Origin of the sequence: Wenyingzhuangia aestuarii, assembly GCF_011927765.1 — a bacterium.
GTDB classification, from domain to species: domain Bacteria; phylum Bacteroidota; class Bacteroidia; order Flavobacteriales; family Flavobacteriaceae; genus Wenyingzhuangia; species Wenyingzhuangia aestuarii.
The window spans coordinates 41,911-61,066 of sequence record NZ_JAATJG010000005.1 but is presented as its reverse complement, the minus strand read 5'-3'; the positions used below and the strand labels follow the sequence as shown (position 1 = coordinate 61,066).

Below are 19,156 nucleotides of genomic sequence, written 5' to 3'. Positions count from 1 at the left end.
GAAAACAGAGGTATGCTTAGTTCAACTTCTCTTTACTAATCGTGTGGGATTATTGTTCGTTTTCTAACTTTGACATTTCTTGATTGAAAATATCTTCGTATTTTTTCTTATCGTAGTCTTGTCTAAGCTTTTCGTTTTTAGAGATAGAAGATTCTAAATCTTTAAACATATCAGCCGTGTTTAGTTCAATCGCAACAAAAGTGTTGTATCTACCGTCTGGTTTTTGTTTGGTTACTTCACAAATCTTTTTAACTCCTCTTAGTTGTTGGTTTACAACTTCTCTAGTTAAGTTTTCAAACTTTTCACTAAATTCTGAAGTTTCACCTATGGTACGATCTTGTGCGTATCTATCTGTTACAGATTTGATTGTACTACCTATTAATGATGCTAGTGTACGTTTTGCGTTTAACATTGCTTTTTCTCTAGAAACACTAAGGTTTGTGCTAAGAGCCGATTGAGAAGCTCTAAAGACTCCTTTAGTTGTTTCATATTCATAACCAGAACATGGTAGCTCAATAGTAACATCGTTGTTATTAGAAGCATTTATTTTTTTACTACTACCACATGAAACTATTAGCCAAGCACTCAGGACAAGGATAAAAAAGTTGTTAGATTTAATTCTTTTCATAATTTTCGTTTTATTCATTTAGTTTTATACAATGATATAGCTAATCTAGGCTTAAGGAAATACCCTATAGAGGGGATTTTTTTAGTTTACTATAAGTGTTTTAGTCTTGATAGTAGGGGAGTATGAACCTAATTTTTTGAAAGTATATATAGGGGACTTAAATATGTTTTTATAGGGGATTGTATGCAACAAAAAAAATCCCGATGTGAAGAACATCGGGATTTTTTAATTTATAAAGTAAGTTGAATTACTTTTTCTTTTTTTGTGCAGCTTGTTGCGCTTGTGCTTGTTTCATCGCTTCGTCTAAACGTTGTTTAAACTTACTTTGTTTCTTAGGCTTTTTTCTGTTTTCGTGAATTTTAGCTAAGATTTTTTCCTCGTCAATTACATAGTTTTTAATTACAAACATAATTGTTAAGGTTAATAAGTTAGAGATAAAGTAGTATAAACTTAATCCAGAAGCATAGTTGTTAAAGAAGAACAACATCATTAATGGAGATAAATACATCATCATCTTCATCATTTTTTGCATATCTGGCATTCCTTCTTGTGCAGGTTGTTGCATTCCCATTTGTTGACTTTGGTTCATTCTCATGTAAAAGAAAATAGCTACAGATGCTAATACAGGAAATAAACTAAAGTGGTTTCCGTAGAAGCTAGATAATAAAGGAATGTTTGTAGACCATTCAAAAACACTATCGTATGATGCTAAATCATCTGCCCATAAAAACGATTGTTGTCTTAATTGGATTTCTGAAGGGAAGAAACGGAACAAAGCAAAGAATACAGGCATTTGTAACAAGGCAGGGATACAACCCGCCATCATGTTTACACCTGATTTACGTTGTAAGGCCATAGTTTCTGACTGACGTTTCATTTGATTTTCTTTACCTGGGAACTTGGCATTGATAGCGTCCATTTCAGGTCTTAAGACTTTCATTTTCGCACTAGAAACATAAGACTTGTATACTAAAGGAGACATAATTAAACGAACCACTAAAGTCATTAAAATAATTACCAAACCGTAGTTGGTCATAAAACCACTTAACATATTAAAAATAGGAATAAAGATCATTTTGTTAATCCAACCAAAAATTCCCCAACCTAAGTTCATTACATTTTCAATTCCTTTATCATAAGAAGCCAATTGTTCATGAATGTTTGGTCCAATATAAAAACTCATGTTGTATGCCAAAGCACCATTTGTTAATTTTAAAGGAGCCACTGTGCTAAACTTTTTAGTCGCAAGGGTATCTACTAAAACATCTTTTACTAAAGATTCTGATGATAATTCCGCTTTTTCAAAAGGAGTTTCTGTTGTTAAAATTGTAGAGAAAAAGTGTTGTTTGTATCCAATCCAGTCTACATTGTCTTCAATTTCATCATCTGAAGCCCCTACAGATAAGTCATCAAACTTTCCGTCTTCTTTTTCGTAATGTAAAGCCGTCATTTGATTTTCGTACTTGATACTCTTCTCTTGGCTTTTAGCAATTAAATCCCATTCTAGATTTATTTTATTGTTGCTATTGATTACATTTTCTAAACCTACAGATCTTACAGAAAAATCTAACATATAATCGTTAGGTTTTAATTCGTATCTGTATTCTAAATATTTTCCGTTAGCCGTTTTTAATTTAAAAGAAGCAACTTGGTTGTTTCCATTTTTATTGGTAGATGGAGAGAAAATTAAATCTTTGGTGTTGATGATTTTATTTTCGAACGTACCAAAGTTAATGTTAAAACTAGCATTGGCATCTTTAATTAAAAATAAAGGAGCTTGTGTGTGTGTTGTATAGTCTTTTAATTGAGCTTCTACTATTTGACCTCCTTTGTTGGCAATTACTAATTTTAAAACTTCGTTTTCTAAAGTAGTTGTTCCATTTTCTTTTGCACCATTGGCAAATGAATAAGCAAATTCACCATATTTTTTTACCGCTTCGGCATTTAATAAAGAGTCGGTTACTACGATTGTATCTTCTTCTAAAGCAGTAGGTAGTTGTGCAGCCGTTTCTGTTTGTGCTGTTTCTTTAACAGGTGCCTTGTCTTTTTGAGTCATAGTATACCATACTAATACAGCACCTATTAATGCAAAACCAATTAACTGGCTAATGTCTAATTTCTTTTTTTCTTCCATTGTGATAAAAATAGAAGTCTGTCACTCTTAAAAGTGACAGACTTATTCTGTGATTGTATATGTTTTATTTTGATTGTAAATACTCCAAACTTGCGTTTACAAATTCTTTAAATAGAGGATGAGGATTTAATACCGTACTCTTGTATTCTGGGTGATATTGCACGGCAACAAACCAAGGGTGAGATGGAATTTCTACCACTTCTACCAATCCTGTTTTAGGGTTGACTCCTGTAGCTTTCATTCCAGCAGCTTCTATTTGATCTTTAAAGTCACTGTTAAATTCATATCTATGACGGTGTCTTTCCGAAATTAATTCTTTACCATACGCATTGTAAGCTTTCGAATCTTTTTCTAATTGACAATCCCATGCACCTAAACGCATAGTTCCTCCCATATCTGTAACCTCTTTTTGATCTTCCATTAGGTTGATCACCGGGAATTCTAAATTGTCGTACATTTCTGTAGAGTTGGCATCTTTTAAGCCTAAAACGTTTCTAGAAAATTCTATAACAGCCATTTGCATTCCTAAACAAATTCCCATAAAAGGAATGTTGTTTTCACGTGCATAACGAATGGTTTCAATTTTACCTTCGGTTCCTCTGTTTCCAAAACCAGGAGCTACCATAATTCCACTTAAACCGTGTAATTTTCTAGCTACATTGTCTTTGGTAATATCTTCGGAGTGAATCCACTCTACTTTTACTTTAATTCTTTGAGAAGACCCTGCATGTATAAAAGCTTCGGCAATAGATTTATAAGCATCTTGCAATTCAACATACTTACCAATTACCCCAATTTTTACTTTGTGTAATGGATTTTTGTGTTTTTCAACAAATTTATTCCATTCAATAAGTTTTGGTTCTTTAGTACTTGTTAAGTCTAATTTCTTTAAGACTACTTTGTCTAAACCTTCGTGTAACATTAAGTTAGGCACATCGTAAATTGTTTCTGCATCTAAAGAAGAAATTACCTCTTCTTTTTTCACATTACAAAACAAAGCTAGCTTACGTTTAATGTCATCAGAAATAAAATGTTCAGAACGACATACAAGAATGTCTGGGTTTAAACCATTTTGCATCATCATTTTTACAGAATGTTGCGTAGGTTTAGTTTTTAATTCTCCAGCTGCAGCTAAATAAGGAATTAAAGTTAAGTGAACTACCACAGAATTGTGTTCTCCTAATTCCCAAGTTAATTGACGAACAGATTCTACATAAGGTAAAGACTCAATATCACCTACTGTACCACCAAGTTCTGTAATTACCACATCGTAATCACCTGTTTCACCAAGAATTTGAATACGTTCTTTAATTTCATTAGTAATATGAGGAACTACCTGAACTGTTTTACCTAAAAATTCTCCTTTACGTTCTTTATCTATTACAGATTGGTATACTCTACCTGTAGTAACGTTGTTTGCTTGAGAAGTTTTAACGTCTAAAAAACGTTCGTAGTGTCCTAAATCTAAATCTGTTTCTGCACCATCGTCAGTTACATAACATTCACCGTGTTCATAAGGGTTTAAGGTACCCGGGTCAATATTAATATAGGGATCGAATTTTTGAATTGTAACTCTGTATCCTCTTTCTTGTAAAAGCTTAGCTAAAGAAGCAGCAATAATTCCTTTACCCAAAGAAGAAGTAACACCACCGGTTACAAAAACATATTTCGTATTTGCCATTGTATTTTGTTTGTGCAAAAGTACAAACTTCTATAGAAATACAACTAAGTTTTATGCGTACATTTTAGACTCTTTATATAAGTCTTTGATTCTCTTTTTTGTAAACCGATAAAAGTAAGTGTTCGTTCATGTTTATTTATATATAAAGGAGACGATTATTTAACTTTAAAAAAATATTTAATTTTTAAATAAAAAACATTTGGAGTTCTTAAATAATCACTTATATTTGCACACGCTTAAGGAAAAGCTAAAGTACTTAGGGTAATTATCGCATTAAACAAACGACGTAAGATATAATACAATGAAAAGAACGTATCAACCATCGAATAGAAAGAGAAGAAACAAGCACGGTTTCAGAGAAAGAATGGAATCAGCTAATGGACGTAAGGTCATAGCTAGAAGAAGAGCTAAAGGTAGAGTAAGCACAACTGTTTCTTCGTCTCCAAGACATAAGAAATAATGATGCTATCATTATAATATAATAGGTGTTACTTTTTTAGTAACACCTTTTTTTTGAATTTTTTTTTAGAATGTAGTTCAACTAAAGATAATCAGATTGTTATCTTTGCCCCAAAATAAAGAGTATGCCTAAAAATCCTAACATCAAATCGGTTTTAATTATTGGTTCAGGTCCAATTGTGATTGGTCAAGCGTGTGAGTTTGATTATTCAGGATCTCAATCTATCCGTTCCTTAAAAGAAGAAGGAATTGAAGTAACTTTAATCAATTCGAACCCTGCAACCATTATGACAGACCCGTCATTAGCAGATAACGTTTATTTAAAGCCTTTAACCACAAATTCTATTAGAGAAATTTTAGCTGCGCATCCGCATATTGATGCAGTTTTACCTACTATGGGAGGTCAAACAGCGTTAAACTTGTGTATTGAAGCAGATGAAAAAGGAATTTGGGAAGATCATAATGTAAAAATGATTGGTGTTGATATTGATGCCATCAACATTACAGAAGATAGAGAACAATTCCGTGAGTTGATGGGTAGAATTGGAGTGTCTATGGCACCTCAAGCTACAGCAACATCATTTTTAGAAGGAAAGAAAATAGCACAAGAATTTGGTTTTCCATTATGTATTCGTTCCTCGTTTACTTTAGGAGGAGCTGGTGCAGCAATTGTTTATCAAGAAGAAGATTTTGACGATTTATTACGCAACGGATTAGAGATTTCTCCAATTCACGAAGTAATGATTGACAAAGCCATGATGGGATGGAAAGAATATGAATTAGAATTGTTACGTGACGGAAACGACAACGTAGTAATTGTATGTTCTATTGAAAATATGGACCCAATGGGAATCCATACAGGAGATTCTATCACCGTTGCACCTGCAATGACCTTAAGTGATTCTACTTTCCAAAAAATGCGTGATATGGCTATCCATATGATGCGTTCTATTGGAGACTTTGAAGGAGGATGTAACGTACAGTTTGCGGTATCTCCAGATGAGAAAGAAGATATTATTGCTATTGAGATTAACCCACGTGTATCTCGTTCATCAGCCTTAGCTTCTAAAGCAACAGGGTATCCAATTGCAAAAATTGCCACCAAGTTAGCTTTAGGATATAACTTAGATGAATTAAACAATCAAGTTACAGGAAATACATCAGCGTTATTTGAACCAACGTTAGATTATGTAATTGTAAAAATACCACGTTTTAACTTTGATAAATTTGAAGGAGCAGATAGAACTTTAGGTTTACAAATGAAAGCTGTTGGAGAAGTAATGGGAATTGGACGTTCTTTCCAAGAAGCATTGCACAAAGCAACACAGTCTTTAGAAATTAAACGTAACGGTTTAGGAGCTGATGGTAAAGAGGAAACTCATTACGATACCATTATTTCTAAATTAACACACGCATCTTGGGATAGAGTATTTACTATTTACGATGCTATTAAAGCTGGAATATCTTTACGTAAGATTTACGATATCACTAAGATTGACATGTGGTACTTAAAGCAATACGAAGAGTTATTTACTTTAGAAAAAGAAATTTCTAACTACAAATTAGATAATTTATCTAAAGAATTGTTATTAGAGGCTAAACAAAAAGGATATGGTGATAGACAAATCGCTCATATGTTAGGATGTTTAGAATCTGAAGTGTACAAAAAACGTGAGGAATTAAACATTAAGCGTGTTTATAAGTTAGTTGATACTTGTGCTGCTGAGTTTGAGGCAAGCACACCTTATTACTACTCAACTTTTGAAAATGTTCAAATTTCTAAAGATGGAGTTGCAGCTTCTGCAAACGAATCTATTGTAACTGACAAGAAAAAAGTAGTAGTATTAGGTTCTGGACCTAACAGAATTGGTCAAGGAATTGAATTTGACTACTGTTGTGTACACGGTGTATTAGCTGCAAAAGAAGCAGGATACGAAACTATTATGATTAACTGTAACCCAGAGACTGTTTCTACAGACTTTGATACAGCAGATAAATTATATTTTGAGCCTGTATTCTGGGAACATATTTATGACATTATTAGACACGAGAAGCCAGAAGGTGTTATCGTACAGCTAGGAGGTCAGACAGCATTAAAATTAGCAGAAAAATTAGAAGCTTATGGTGTTAAAATCATGGGAACTAGTTTTGAGGCTTTAGATTTAGCGGAAGACAGAGGACGTTTTTCTGAGATGTTAACATCTTTAGACATTCCTTTCCCTAAATTTGGAATTGCCACCAATGCTGATGAAGCTTTAGAAATAGCAGATACTTTAGATTTCCCAATCTTAGTTCGTCCATCTTATGTATTAGGAGGACAAGGAATGAAGATTGTAATTAACAAAGAAGAGCTAGAAGCACATGTAGTTGAGTTGTTACGTTCTATTCCTGGAAACAAATTGTTACTAGATCACTACTTAGATGGTGCTATAGAGGCAGAAGCAGATGCGATTTGTGATGCAGACGGAAATGTTTACATTATTGGTATTATGGAGCATATAGAGCCTTGTGGAGTTCACTCTGGAGATTCTAACGCAACATTACCACCGTTTAACTTAGGAGAGTTTGTGTTACAGCAAATTAAAGATCACACTAAGAACATTGCAAGAGCATTAAAAACAGTAGGTTTGATAAACATTCAGTTTGCAGTTAAGAATGATACTGTTTACATTATTGAAGCAAACCCTAGAGCTTCTCGTACGGTACCTTTTATTGCAAAAGCATATGGAGAACCTTATGTAAACTATGCAACTAAAGTAATGTTAGGAGTAAATAAAGTAACAGACTTTACTTTTAATCCACAATTAAAAGGATTTGCGATTAAGCAACCGGTATTCTCTTTTAACAAGTTTCCAAATGTTGATAAAACATTAGGACCTGAAATGAAGTCTACAGGAGAGTCTATTTTGTTTATAGATAGCTTAAAAGACGATGCATTTTACGAGTTATACTCAAGAAGAAAAATGTACTTAAATAAATAACTATTATTTAGTTATAAAATAAAAAAAAAGATATATGTTTTTTACATATATCTTTTTTTTATTGATACTTAACACAGGTACTATTACATAGTTTAGCTTTCTTTTTTAATTAAATTTAACTTGAAATCGAAAAAGAAAAAAATTATGAAAAAAAAATTACTATTACTATTGTTGTTAACAGTTAGTTCAATAACAATAACCTATGCACAGTCAACAATTACTAAAGATCCATCTTTAACAAGTAGTTTTACGATAGATGAAGGAGATAATATTAAGTTTGAAGTAGAAGGACCGTTAGAAATTTTAGCAACGTTAACATGTACATCTGCACCTGATGGGGTTGATGAATCAGAATTTACAGCTACTTTAGCTGTTAGTGAAACTATTTTTTATAACAAAACAGTTGCTGTTGCTGGAGATTATATATTTAGCTACAGTGCAGGTGTAAACAATAACGGTTTTACAATGACCGTTGAGTCTACTACATTAAGTTCAAATACAGTTAAAAAAGAAACAGATGTTACGGTATCTTATAATTCAAGTTTAGAAGCGTTAACAATAAACAATCTAGATGCAGATGAGATTAAAAGTATTACGGTATTAAATTCGTTAGGTAGTACTGTATATTCTTCTAAAGATTCTGTAAAATCAATAGACTTAAACTCAATAGCTAGTGGAGTATATGTATTGGTTATTGAATTAGAAACCTCAAGAATTACTAAGAAATTTATCAAAGGTTAAAAGAAAAAAATATAAATCCGATTTCAAGAAAACCACCTATTTGCTATTAGGTGGTTTTTTTATTTTCCTAAGTTTATTTTTAGCTTTAAGGCCAATCCATTCTGATATTGATCATTTAATACTTTAGATAGATAATCTAAATCATTTGTTCCAATACGATAGCTTACTTGTAATGTAAAGTTTCCATCGTAATCATTGAGTTTACCTTTTAGCGTTACTACCTGTGTAATTCCGTTTACACTAACAGTACCTTTAATGTTTACATCTGTATTTGTGTTTTGCAACAGATTGCTATTAAAAAAAGACTTGTTTTGGTTTTTAACAAAATTATTAAATTGCTGAATAGGAAGGAAGTTATCAAACTGTCTAAGATCTATTTTATATCTATAGCCTTGAATAAGAGGTGAGGCTGTTAAAGATTTTCTTATGTATTCTAAATCATTAAGGTTCTTATTCTTTTGTTTTTTTGAGGGTACATTAATGGGTTGTATTTGTTTATACATCACTTTATTACTGTCGGGTATCATTTCCTGACCGTAGCTATAAGAACAAAATAATAGATATATAAAAATATGTTTCACTTGGGGTTGTGTATTAGTCACCTGATAACTTAGCAAATTTTGTGCAGGAAATCCATTTTTTTAAAAAAAATATTGTCAGAAATACGTTTTACGTATCCAGACTATTTAACTTCGTTTTTCTAACATTGATTTATGGGTCATCAATTCTTAAAAATTATTTTTTTCCTAATCGTTAGCAAAGGATTTACACAGAATCTAAACTATGATGGAGCCGTTACTTTAGATGTTAAAATTACTCTAGGAAACCAAAATAGATTTTGTCAGTTGGGGATATCTGCATTTGGAATTTCTAATTACCATAAAATCGCTTTAGAAGGAGGTATTTCTGTGTATACAGGTTATCTTTTTAAAAAACACAGTCTTCATAGTAAAGGATTTATTGGTGGGTATGATGTGTTTTATTTACTAGGTTATGGTCAAAATAATAATTTATTAGGTTCTTCATTAAGTCAGTACAACAATGTGATATTGTACGATCATCAGCATAGAAATGCTTTTTATGGGATAGGTTTTGGTTTTGAAAAACAATTTTTACCCGCTTATTTAGATGAATTTGAACAACGTATAGGTAGGTTTATGATGCGTTTTGCTAGCAATCATCATTCCTTAGGTTTTAGTTTTAAAAACGATTTTAAAATAGGAGGTTTGTTTTATGGAGATGCTACCGATTTTGGAGCCACCGGAAGCTTGTATATAAACTACTCCAATGCTAAAAGTAGCGAGGAAATACATCAAGTAGGTTTTGCTTTAGAATTGTTTACACCACAACCCGATTATGGTAGGATCGCCAATCATCAAATGAATTCAGATGATGGTAGAAAAAATGTTTGGCACACAATCGGTTTGCATAAAAACACTTTTTATGCCAATAGTTATTTAAGCTATAAACTTCAACAGAATTCTATGGTTTATCAATTGAATACAGGTGTTGAAAGCCATAAGTTAGGGGCTTACATACAAAATAAATTGCACGATGGTTTTGGATTGAATCCTAGATATCCATGGAATGTAGCACAAAATAATGGGGTGTATTTACAAGGAGAAGTACAAACGTTTATAAATAGTCTGTAAATGAAAAAACATCCATTTTTAATTAGTTTTTTAGTTGTTTTGCTTTTGATGTCTTGTCAAACATCCAAAACATTTTACGGTACCACTTACTCAAATTTAGAAGCTACTAAAAATGTATATCGATTGGATTTAAGTAGCTATCAAAAAGAAATTGATTTGTCTGAATTTTCAGAATTAAGAATGTTAAACCTTTCTAATGTGGGAAGCCTGGCTAGATTGACTACAATTTTAAATACGATTCCGAATCCCGATCAATTAGAGGTTTTACTTTTAAATAACAATCAACTAAAGACATTGCCAAGCAGTTTGTTGCGATTTAAAGCACTAAAACAATTGTCTTTACACAAGAATCCTAACTTGGATTTAAAGGCAGCTTTTATGGATTTGTCCTCTATAAAATTAGAGTTTTTAAGCTTGCAAGAGAATCAACTTAGCCAAGTACCTAAAGAGATTGGTTTGTTAAGAACCTTAAAAGAAATCAACCTATCTCAGAACAATTTGTCTGAAACTAATTTCTTTGATGATTTAGCAGAACTCCCAGAATTACAATCTTTATGGTTGCGAAATAATGGAATTACAGTATTAAATACTAGTTTGAGCAAACTGTCTCAATTGGTTCATTTGTACCTAGAACACAATCAACTAAAAGAGCTTCCAAATAATCTAAAAGGACTAAAATCTTTAAGAGTTTTGCATTTATCTTTTAATCAGTTTGAAGAGCTCCCAGAGAATTTACAAAACATTCCTAAACTGATTTTATTACATATAGACCATTGTTATATACAGACCATTCCCCATACCTTTGGTCCTAAAACAACATCTATCAAAGGATTGGTTATGAATGCTAATGCACTATCCTCTGAAGATCTTAAAAAGTGGAAATTGATTTTTAAGAATAATTTCCTTTTAATTTTTTGACCTTAATTGGTAGATTCCAATCATGGGACCTATAGCTAATAAAGGCAAAGCTGTAGCTATAGAAGTATAATTTAATAATTCTTTAAGAGCGTATATACTAACAATGGTAAGCATAAAACCGATACTTGTTGAAATGGTTAAGGCTGTACCGTTGTAGTTTTTTAAACTAGCAGCGTTAATTAATGTTGACAATAGGGGAGAGTCTGCCACTACCGTAACCCCCCAAATGATTATAAAAGGGAAAAACACATATGGAGGTAAATTGATTGCCACAGGGCTTAGTATACAGCAAATTGCAGAAATGGTCATGGCCCATTTGGCAACTTTTACATCTGTTTTTGTCTTAGCTAGTTTTCCTGCTAGCACACAGCCCAAACTACCTATACTAATGACTATAAAACTCCATAAAGCTATATTGTAGTTTACGTTGTTTATGGATTTGTAATGTGCAAGAATTAAGGGAGTAAAAGCCCAAAAAGTATAAAGTTCCCACATGTGACCAAAGTATCCAAAAGAAGCTTTTCTAAATTCTTTCTTTTGAAATAATTGAGGGATGATTGAAAAGTTTATTTTTTGCATTTCCTTTTTGGCAGGAGTGTTTAAAAATAACATAATAATACCTCCTAAGGTAGCGAGTAAAGAACTGGTTAGTATTACAAAAGTCCAGTTGATCTTAATTTTAAAGCTGGCAATAAAGTGTGGAAAAGCGGTTCCTAAGACCAAAGCACCTACCAAAACACCTAAGGCATTGCTAATTGTTTTAGGAAAAAAATATGCGGCAATTTTCATTCCCACAGGATAAACCCCTGCTAAAAATACTCCTGTTAAAAAACGGAAGGTGAAGAGTTGTTCAAAACTTAAATTCGGAACTAAGATACTTGCGTTGGCAATAGCACCTAAGAAGATACTAATGCTAAAGACTCTATTAGCTTTGAACCTATCGGCCAAATTAAAAATAGCATAACACAAGCTTCCTAAAATAAAGCCTAATTGCGTAGCTATGGTTAAAGAGGTTAGTAGGTTGGTGTTTTCTAAATGATGCGCTGTCGCAATTTCGTTTAAAACTGCATTGCTACTAAACCACAAAGAAGTACCAAAAAATTGACTAACAACAATGATTGTTAAAAGGAGTGTTTTGTTCATATGGATGCCCTATGCTTTAAAAGTCGTAATTATTAGTGGAAACTTAAAGCTAAGGGAAAAATAAAAGAGCCCTAAGGCTCTTTTATTTTTTTTAATTATTTTTTCATTACTTTTCCTACGTATTGATTGTGAAGATTATCAAACACTTTCACAATGTAAATACCCGATGCAAACCCACTTAAATCTAGAATTATACTATTGTTTTCTAATCTATAGTTTAGGTTCTGAATGGCTTTACCGTTTACATCAAATAGTATTACTTTTTCAGCCTTACTGTTTCCTAGGTACTTATAATCTTTTACAATTAAATTAATAGTCGTAGTGGTACTTACAGGGTTTGGATAGATAGACACTGAATTGTGGCTTGAATTTGCATTGTGTTTTATGGTATTTAAAACTACATTGGTTGCCAATGGTTCTTCGTAATCAAAAACAATGTTTGCACTGTTTTCTATCATTTCTCCAGGAGTTATTTCCTCTTTAGGATATATTTTGTATTCTATAAATCCGTGACTGTTAATTTCGTCCTTAGAACTTTCTGGTAAGTAGATATTTTTAAATTTAAAGTACAATATGTTTTGTTCTCTTACCAATTCGTATGGGTGACTACACACAATGTCGTGAATGGTACTAATGTCTAAATTTAAAGGAACTTTATTATCTACATAAATATTTTGTGCATACCATGTACCTACGTTTTCAAATCTAATTTTATATTTTAATACTTGATCTGGGTTTATGTATCCTTGAGGTCCATCTCCAGAAGGGAATACTAAAATATCATTAGGATCTATAGCACCTACAATTGGGTTGACATCAATTACGGTATTATCTTCTGTATCACAATCAGATTTTTGTTCGTTGTAAATGTTTGCTCTTACTGTTAATTCTGTACTAACATTAGAAGCTACACTAATAGAATCTACAATGGTAATGTTATGATTGGTCATAGATTTTACATTTCCTAATTTCCAAATGTATTCATAACCTTCTGCAGTTTCTACAATTTCATCCCAAGGAATAGATGCGCTTACAGGAATAATATCTTCTGGGAACTCCATGCTTAAAGAAACATTTTCTCCATCAAAAGCACCCGTATTTCCATAGACTACAGTATAGTCGTTTGTAAATCCTTTTCTTAAAGCAGTTGTTCCTAAGGTTAAAAATAAGTTAGGATCTACACATTGTGTAGTGTTACCAAAATTGTTACCACAGTAAGATTTTCCTTGAGATATTGTTACTTCGTAACCGTTTTCATCATCAAAACCACAGGTTGAATTCCAGTTTTCTGGTGTTTGTTGTGTAATGGTATAGCTACCTGGGTTTAAAAATAATTGGTAGTTTCCATACTCATCGGTAGTTACTTTTCTGTTTCCAGGCATTGCTGTAATAACCACTCCAGGAATTCCTTTTTCACCTTCATCTTGTATACAGTTTAAGTTTTCATCGTTGTAAGAAGTACCACATACTAAAATACCTTCTTCTTCTTCTACATCTAAACAAGTATTGGTTCCGTAGTTTAAAATTTCTTGTACATATCCAGAAGACCACTCTACAACTATTTTTTTAATAACAGTAGCATCTCCTAACCCAATAATCTTTTTTAAAGAGTTTTGGCTACCAGCACCACCACCTGTTTGGGCAGATACTTCTGTTAATTGCCATACGTCTTGACCATATATGTTTGCTAATACTTTAATTCTTGTACCAATAGCACTTTTGTTAGAGTTGTTTCCTTTTAAGTTGATACATAACCAACTGTTACAATTTGCTCTACTGTTTTCAAAGAATACATTTTTTTCGTTAGAATGGTTTCCTACAAAAAGATCTAAATCCCCATCGTTGTCAAAATCACTCCAAGCTTGTGAGTACGAGTTTCCTAAATTACTAGATAATGGATTTTCTGGTTTGGTATAAACACCAGTACCGTCATTTATGTACAATGTATTTTCATCGTCTTGATCGTTACACACATATAAGTCTAAATCCCCATCGTTGTCAAAATCGATAAAATTACTACTGCTAGAGTGACCACCATCCGAAGTTACTAAGGTGTTGGTAATTTGTGTAAAAGTACCATCTCCGTTGTTTTGATATAAGAAATTATCTTGTCCGCTAGTATTGGTTACAAAAAGATCTAAATCCAAGTCGTTGTCAAAATCTCCCCAGCTACATCCTACAGAATTTGCGTTGTCTGCAGTAATTCCAATATTGGTCATTTTTTCAAAAACATCCCCTCCGTTATTTCTAAATAAAGAATTGCTTTGTCCGTTGGTTGCAGGAATAAAAACATCCATATCACCATCACCGTCATAATCTGCCCAAGTAGCTCCAATAGAATTTTTAGCTTCTTGTACTAAAGAAGTGTTTTTTACTTCTGTAAAGGTTTCATCTCCATTGTTTTTGTACAAAACATTAAACTTAGTAGGCATATAATCTGTAACAAATAAATCTAAATAACCATCGTTGTTATAATCTACCCAGCTAGCACCATGGCAGTATCCTCCGTAGTTGGCAATAGCTCCGGTTGTTACTTTGGTAAAGTTACCTCCACCGTTGTTTTTGTACAATGCATTTACTGCACCTACATTGTTGGCTACAAATAAATCTAACAATCCATCGTTGTTATAATCTCCCCAAGTTCCTGCAATAGAACTACCTTTTCCGTTGGTAATAGGAGAGTTGGTTACTTTGGTAAAACTACCATCTCTATTGTTGTGGTATAAGTAACTACCTTTGTTTTTATCATATTCTGCTACATATAAATCGTCAAAACCATCGTTATCATAATCACCCCAAGAAATTCCCCAGCTGTTAGAAATATCATCAGATAAACCTGCTAATTTGTTTTGATTAAACTGTACCGAAGGATCGTAAGCTAAGTTGATGGTTGGTAATTCTGTTCCACAAACTTCTTTACTTTTGATACTGATTGTTGCAAAATCTCCAGATGTAAAGTTGTTTTCTAGGTTCATTTTGAACTTTAATTGAAATCTGTTTTTTTCTAATTCTAAAACACCAGGCAATCCATATCCTTTTAATTCGGTACTGATGTTGTTGATTTTATAGGTATTAATTCCGTTGTTGTTTTCCGGATTTGAAACACTTGTGAATTCTCCTGTTAAAGGATATTTAAGTTCTCCTGAGTTTTCTAAAAAGGTAATAGAGTTATCGTTTGCTTTAATGTCTATTTCTATTTCATCTAAATGAGCAAAACGAACACTTGCTACCTCTACTGTAATTTCTACCACACTACTACATTCGTTTCCAATAGTGGTACCTGTAATGGTTACTTGTGGCTCTGCATTTTTAGGTTCTACACGCAAACCTAAAGTAGAATAGTTACATTTAAAGTTGGTAAAGCTTTCTGGATATCCAGAACATTCGTATCCGCTATAAGCAATCATATAATCTGGAGTACAAGCAGCATATTTACCTACTACGGTGTATGATTTTTGACTGTTTTTAGCAATGGTTCCTAATTCAAAATAATCACTGGTCATTTCTAAAACTTCTCCGGTAGCATCGTCTGTAATACTTACAAATTCAATAGTTTCTGATGGAGTTTTAAAGTGAATCCAAGAGTTATAAGCATCTGCATTGGTTGCATTGTTTTTAACATTTACATTCCAACTTACTGTTTTTCCCAAACCGTCTACAATAGGTGTGTCAGAAGTAACTTCTAATACAGCAGGGTTGAATTCTATGGTATCTGGTGTGTCTGTTAACCATTCTGTTTCTCCGTTACCAATATTTGCTGTTTTTGCAAATTTAAATTCCCAGTTAATGTCTTCTTTTGTTTTAGTTGGTACTTCACAATTGGGTGCTAATTCTATAAAAATAGTACCACTAAAACCATCATCACTATATTCTAAAGTTCCTTCAGCATTTTTGTGGTATTGCTCTAAGTTAAATTTCATAAAGCCACCACTGTTGTGATATGGAGTAATGTTTTTGATAGTTTGTGTAACTGTTGTATTGGTGTTTTTAGTTCTGTATTGTTTTAAGTACATGTTTAAAACAGCATAGTTGTTAGGAATTTGAACACTAGCTTCTTTTATATGAGCCCAGTTTCTGTATTCATAAGGAAATAAGTTTCCACCACCATAGTTGTCACAACAGTCTCCTACACTAAAATAATAATTTTGACTAACCACTCTTGAACAAGATGTTACCGAATAATCTTTAGGAGTACCGCTGTTAAAAAAGTACCCAATTAAGGTAAAACGTCCATCGTAATCATCACAAGCCCATTTGTCTGTACTTAAAGCAGCAGCATCTTGATCCCAAGGGTTGTTTAAAGAACTTGTAAACAAATCATTGTTAATGGTTACTTCTTTTACATTTCCTTGAATGTTTCCTGTTACTTTATAGTTTACGTTAAATTCTATTGTATCTCCATCGGTAAAGAAAAAATTATCTCCGTAGCCTGGTGTGTTTGGCAATTCTGTACATGCATTGTTTGGATCAAAAGAATATCTAAACTTTCTACTACTATTAGCCCCTTCTACAATTTTAGTATCAAAACTAGTACAGGTGTAATTTGTGTTTGTTGCAGTGTCAAAAATAGTGATGGTACCGTTTAAAAACGTTAAGTTTTTACCAAAGTCAATATCTGCTTCTACATAAAAGTTGTTGAATTTATCGTTTTTAGCACCTGTTTTAACCAATACATTGTATGTAGTTTGTAAGGTGTCACCCACCATTACTCTATTGGTTTTAATTTTAGTTAAATCAATGTTTCCGTTTGCATCTGCCAATCCGTTGGTGTCGTTGTCTGGTTGTCCGTAGTTGATTCTTTTTGCGGTAAAACTTTTAAAGTTGAATCCTTCGCAGTTGTTGTCTGGACAGTGTAATTTGGTGGTGGTTGTTTGGTCACAAACCATGTCAATTAAACAATCGTTACAATTGGTGTTGGTGGTGTATTTAATGTCTAACTTAATTTCTTTTGTTCCTGTAGTTTCACTTTCGTTACAGTTTCCTGTTAAGTTGACTAAGATTTCAGATTTTTGAATGTTAAAAGGTTCTGGAACTAAAAAAGTACCTGTTAATTGTCTGGTTGTAGCATCAAAATTCACAGAGTTTGGCACCCAGTTATTAGGACTGCTTGTCCATGTAAAATCATTTTCTCCACCAGCCCAGTCTAATCCTTTAGGTAAGGTTATAATAACTTTGTATTGTGCATTTTCTCCAATAGGTAAGTTGTTATCGTGACTAGAAATTGTGTAAACAAAGGGTAATGTTTGTTGATCTTGAATATCTGTAGGAGTTTCTGTAAATACAGACATGTTTAGATTTGTTTTTCCTTCACCCGTTAATGTTTTGGTGTAGTTGCTTGTGTTACATGTATCTTGATAGTTTACGGTGTATTTCCATCCCATTAATTTATCATTATCACAGGCACTAATAGTAGCATGGTAGTTGTTCCATTTAATAATGATTGTTTGGTTAGGAGCAATAGGTTCTGGTAAGGTAATAATAACTCTACCTATAGGGTTGTTTCCTAAACGAGAAAAGGACCCATCCTTTTTGGTTTCAAATACCTGAGACGGACTTAATGAGGTAGGTATTCCGTCCATTCCTATTTGGTAGGTAAAACTAGATGGGTCTATTCTAGAAAATATGTTTTGATTGTAAGCTCCTCCTGTAGATTTAAAAATATCTACAGTAACATTGTTTGCGTATCCTTTACCAGTGTTGGCTAAAGTAATTTCTTGCGGACTAGCTTCTTGTGCAAACAAGCTAGATAGGCTGCTTTTAGCACTAATGTTTAAGTTAGGCTTTGTAAGTTGTATGGTTGTATTTGCATAGCTATTGGTGGCAGATCTAATGTTGTTATTACATCCCCAAGCTGTATTCATAGTACTTGTAACTGTGTAAGCAGTACATCCCTCTGCGTTAAAAGTTTGAGTAACTATAATTTTTTCATTGGTATCAAAATAACCATCATTATTTCCAATAGTTTCAAAATCAGAGGTACTTAAGGTTAAAGTGTCTTTTGTTGTGTTTAAGGTTCCAAGGTTTGTTTCTGATAAAATTAATCCGGCTTTGTTTTGGGTAGTTGCTAATTGAAAACTATTTAATCTTCCGTTACCTGCATTTACAATGGTAATTTCTCTAGAAAAAGAATCGCCAGTAGTTACTGTTTTTGCTGTAGGACTTACCTTAATAATATTTAAAGCACCATAGTATACATTGTAGGCATTAGACGTTTTTTTAATGCTTTCTGTTTGGTTGTAGTTAAGGCTTATTTGGTTTCTAAAAATGTTTCCTTGTTGCTGGTAGGCAATTGCATTTACAATAGCTTTGGTTTGAATGGTAAAGTTTACCACAGCATCAGCAGGAATATTGTTACACGTAAATACAAGATTTGTATTGTCTGTAATGTTACTTTCTTGTACACTAAAATTACTTTCTTCTTGTATAGAAGAAGAAATGTATTCTATACCTGTTGGTAGTTTTACTACAATGTTTGGGGTGGTAATTGTGTTTGTAGAATTGTTGGTAATACTTACTTGAAAGTTTTCAGAAGTATCGCAAACTGTAATTCCAGTAGGAACTATAGAAGTGATCTCTATAGTTTCTTGGCTATAAGAAATAATAGAGAACAACATGGTTAGCGTAAATAGAATATTTTTCATAATGATAGTTTTTAAGTACTATACAAAAGACAAAAGCTATGCCTGTATATAGATAAAACAGATGAGGCTAGTGTTTATAAGGGAGCTTGAGCTATTGGTCTGTGCCACAAATTTTAAATATGTCCCATATTGGGAGTGAAATTCATATTTGAGACAAAAAAGGATGCATTTTGCTCTT

Annotated in this window: 11 protein-coding genes; 5 read left to right on the top strand and 6 right to left on the bottom strand. The window is 32.7% G+C overall.

Annotated elements, in window-relative coordinates; genetic code table 11:
* Positions 1-49 precede the first annotated feature (49 nt).
* The 3 genes from GGR97_RS06210 to GGR97_RS06200 form a co-directional block, all read right to left on the bottom strand.
* A complete protein-coding gene (locus tag GGR97_RS06210) occupies positions 50-628 on the bottom strand; it encodes a hypothetical protein (RefSeq protein ID WP_167897663.1) in 579 nt (192 codons plus the stop codon).
* Positions 629-875: 247 nt separating this feature from the next.
* A complete protein-coding gene (yidC, locus tag GGR97_RS06205) occupies positions 876-2,762 on the bottom strand; it encodes a membrane protein insertase YidC (protein ID WP_167897662.1) in 1,887 nt (628 codons plus the stop codon).
* Positions 2,763-2,826: 64 nt separating this feature from the next.
* Positions 2,827-4,443: a CTP synthase gene (locus GGR97_RS06200; RefSeq protein ID WP_167897661.1), complete on the bottom strand. Its 1,617-nt coding sequence runs from the start codon at positions 4,441-4,443 to the stop codon at positions 2,827-2,829.
* Between the two features lie 301 nt (positions 4,444-4,744).
* On the opposite strand from GGR97_RS06200, the gene rpmH reads away from it, so the two are divergent.
* The 3 genes from rpmH to GGR97_RS06185 all read left to right on the top strand — a co-directional run bounded on the left by rpmH (position 4,745) and on the right by GGR97_RS06185 (position 8,624).
* Positions 4,745-4,903, top strand: a complete 159-nt coding sequence (rpmH, locus tag GGR97_RS06195; protein ID WP_167897660.1) for a 50S ribosomal protein L34 — start codon at positions 4,745-4,747, stop codon at positions 4,901-4,903.
* A 124-nt stretch (positions 4,904-5,027) separates the two neighbouring features.
* Positions 5,028-7,883: a carbamoyl-phosphate synthase large subunit gene (carB, locus tag GGR97_RS06190; protein ID WP_167897659.1), complete on the top strand. Its 2,856-nt coding sequence runs from the start codon at positions 5,028-5,030 to the stop codon at positions 7,881-7,883.
* A 144-nt stretch (positions 7,884-8,027) separates the two neighbouring features.
* Entirely contained in the window at positions 8,028-8,624 is a 597-nt protein-coding gene (locus GGR97_RS06185; protein WP_167897658.1) for a T9SS type A sorting domain-containing protein, read from the top strand.
* Between the two features lie 59 nt (positions 8,625-8,683).
* Here GGR97_RS06185 and GGR97_RS06180 read toward each other — a convergent pair whose 3' ends face one another.
* Positions 8,684-9,127: a hypothetical protein gene (locus tag GGR97_RS06180; RefSeq protein WP_167897657.1), complete on the bottom strand. Its 444-nt coding sequence runs from the start codon at positions 9,125-9,127 to the stop codon at positions 8,684-8,686.
* A gap of 210 nt (positions 9,128-9,337) precedes the next feature.
* Between GGR97_RS06180 and GGR97_RS06175 the strand changes: the two genes are divergently transcribed.
* Both GGR97_RS06175 and GGR97_RS06170 read left to right on the top strand, forming a co-directional pair.
* Positions 9,338-10,276 carry a hypothetical protein gene (locus GGR97_RS06175; RefSeq protein WP_167897656.1) on the top strand — a complete coding sequence of 313 codons (939 nt, stop codon included), beginning with the start codon at positions 9,338-9,340 and terminating at the stop codon, positions 10,274-10,276.
* Positions 10,277-11,194 (top strand): leucine-rich repeat domain-containing protein, encoded by a 918-nt coding sequence (locus tag GGR97_RS06170; protein WP_167897655.1) that lies wholly within the window; start codon positions 10,277-10,279, stop codon positions 11,192-11,194.
* On the opposite strand, the gene GGR97_RS06165 is transcribed toward GGR97_RS06170, so the two are convergent.
* Together GGR97_RS06165 and GGR97_RS06160 are read right to left on the bottom strand one after the other, a co-directional pair.
* A complete protein-coding gene (locus GGR97_RS06165) occupies positions 11,183-12,337 on the bottom strand; it encodes an MFS transporter (protein ID WP_167897654.1) in 1,155 nt (384 codons plus the stop codon). The two genes, GGR97_RS06170 and GGR97_RS06165, sit on opposite strands and share 12 nt — an antisense overlap.
* Positions 12,338-12,432: 95 nt before the next feature.
* Positions 12,433-18,978 (bottom strand): FG-GAP-like repeat-containing protein, encoded by a 6,546-nt coding sequence (locus tag GGR97_RS06160; RefSeq protein ID WP_167897653.1) that lies wholly within the window; start codon positions 18,976-18,978, stop codon positions 12,433-12,435.
* Positions 18,979-19,156 lie beyond the last annotated feature (178 nt).

Excerpts from the sequence above, each read along its gene's own strand:
- GGR97_RS06175 (WP_167897656.1), top strand. The coding sequence starts at position 9,338 with ATGGGTCATCAATTCTTAAAAATTATTTTTTTCCTAATCGTTAGCAAA.
- rpmH (WP_167897660.1), top strand. The coding sequence starts at position 4,745 with ATGAAAAGAACGTATCAACCATCGAATAGAAAGAGAAGAAACAAGCAC.
- GGR97_RS06170 (WP_167897655.1), top strand. The coding sequence starts at position 10,277 with ATGAAAAAACATCCATTTTTAATTAGTTTTTTAGTTGTTTTGCTTTTG.
- GGR97_RS06165 (WP_167897654.1), bottom strand. The coding sequence starts at position 12,337 with ATGAACAAAACACTCCTTTTAACAATCATTGTTGTTAGTCAATTTTTT.
- yidC (WP_167897662.1), bottom strand. The coding sequence starts at position 2,762 with ATGGAAGAAAAAAAGAAATTAGACATTAGCCAGTTAATTGGTTTTGCA.
- GGR97_RS06185 (WP_167897658.1), top strand. The coding sequence starts at position 8,028 with ATGAAAAAAAAATTACTATTACTATTGTTGTTAACAGTTAGTTCAATA.
- GGR97_RS06200 (WP_167897661.1), bottom strand. The coding sequence starts at position 4,443 with ATGGCAAATACGAAATATGTTTTTGTAACCGGTGGTGTTACTTCTTCT.
- GGR97_RS06180 (WP_167897657.1), bottom strand. The coding sequence starts at position 9,127 with ATGTATAAACAAATACAACCCATTAATGTACCCTCAAAAAAACAAAAG.
- GGR97_RS06210 (WP_167897663.1), bottom strand. The coding sequence starts at position 628 with ATGAAAAGAATTAAATCTAACAACTTTTTTATCCTTGTCCTGAGTGCT.
- carB (WP_167897659.1), top strand. The coding sequence starts at position 5,028 with ATGCCTAAAAATCCTAACATCAAATCGGTTTTAATTATTGGTTCAGGT.
- GGR97_RS06160 (WP_167897653.1), bottom strand. The coding sequence starts at position 18,978 with ATGAAAAATATTCTATTTACGCTAACCATGTTGTTCTCTATTATTTCT.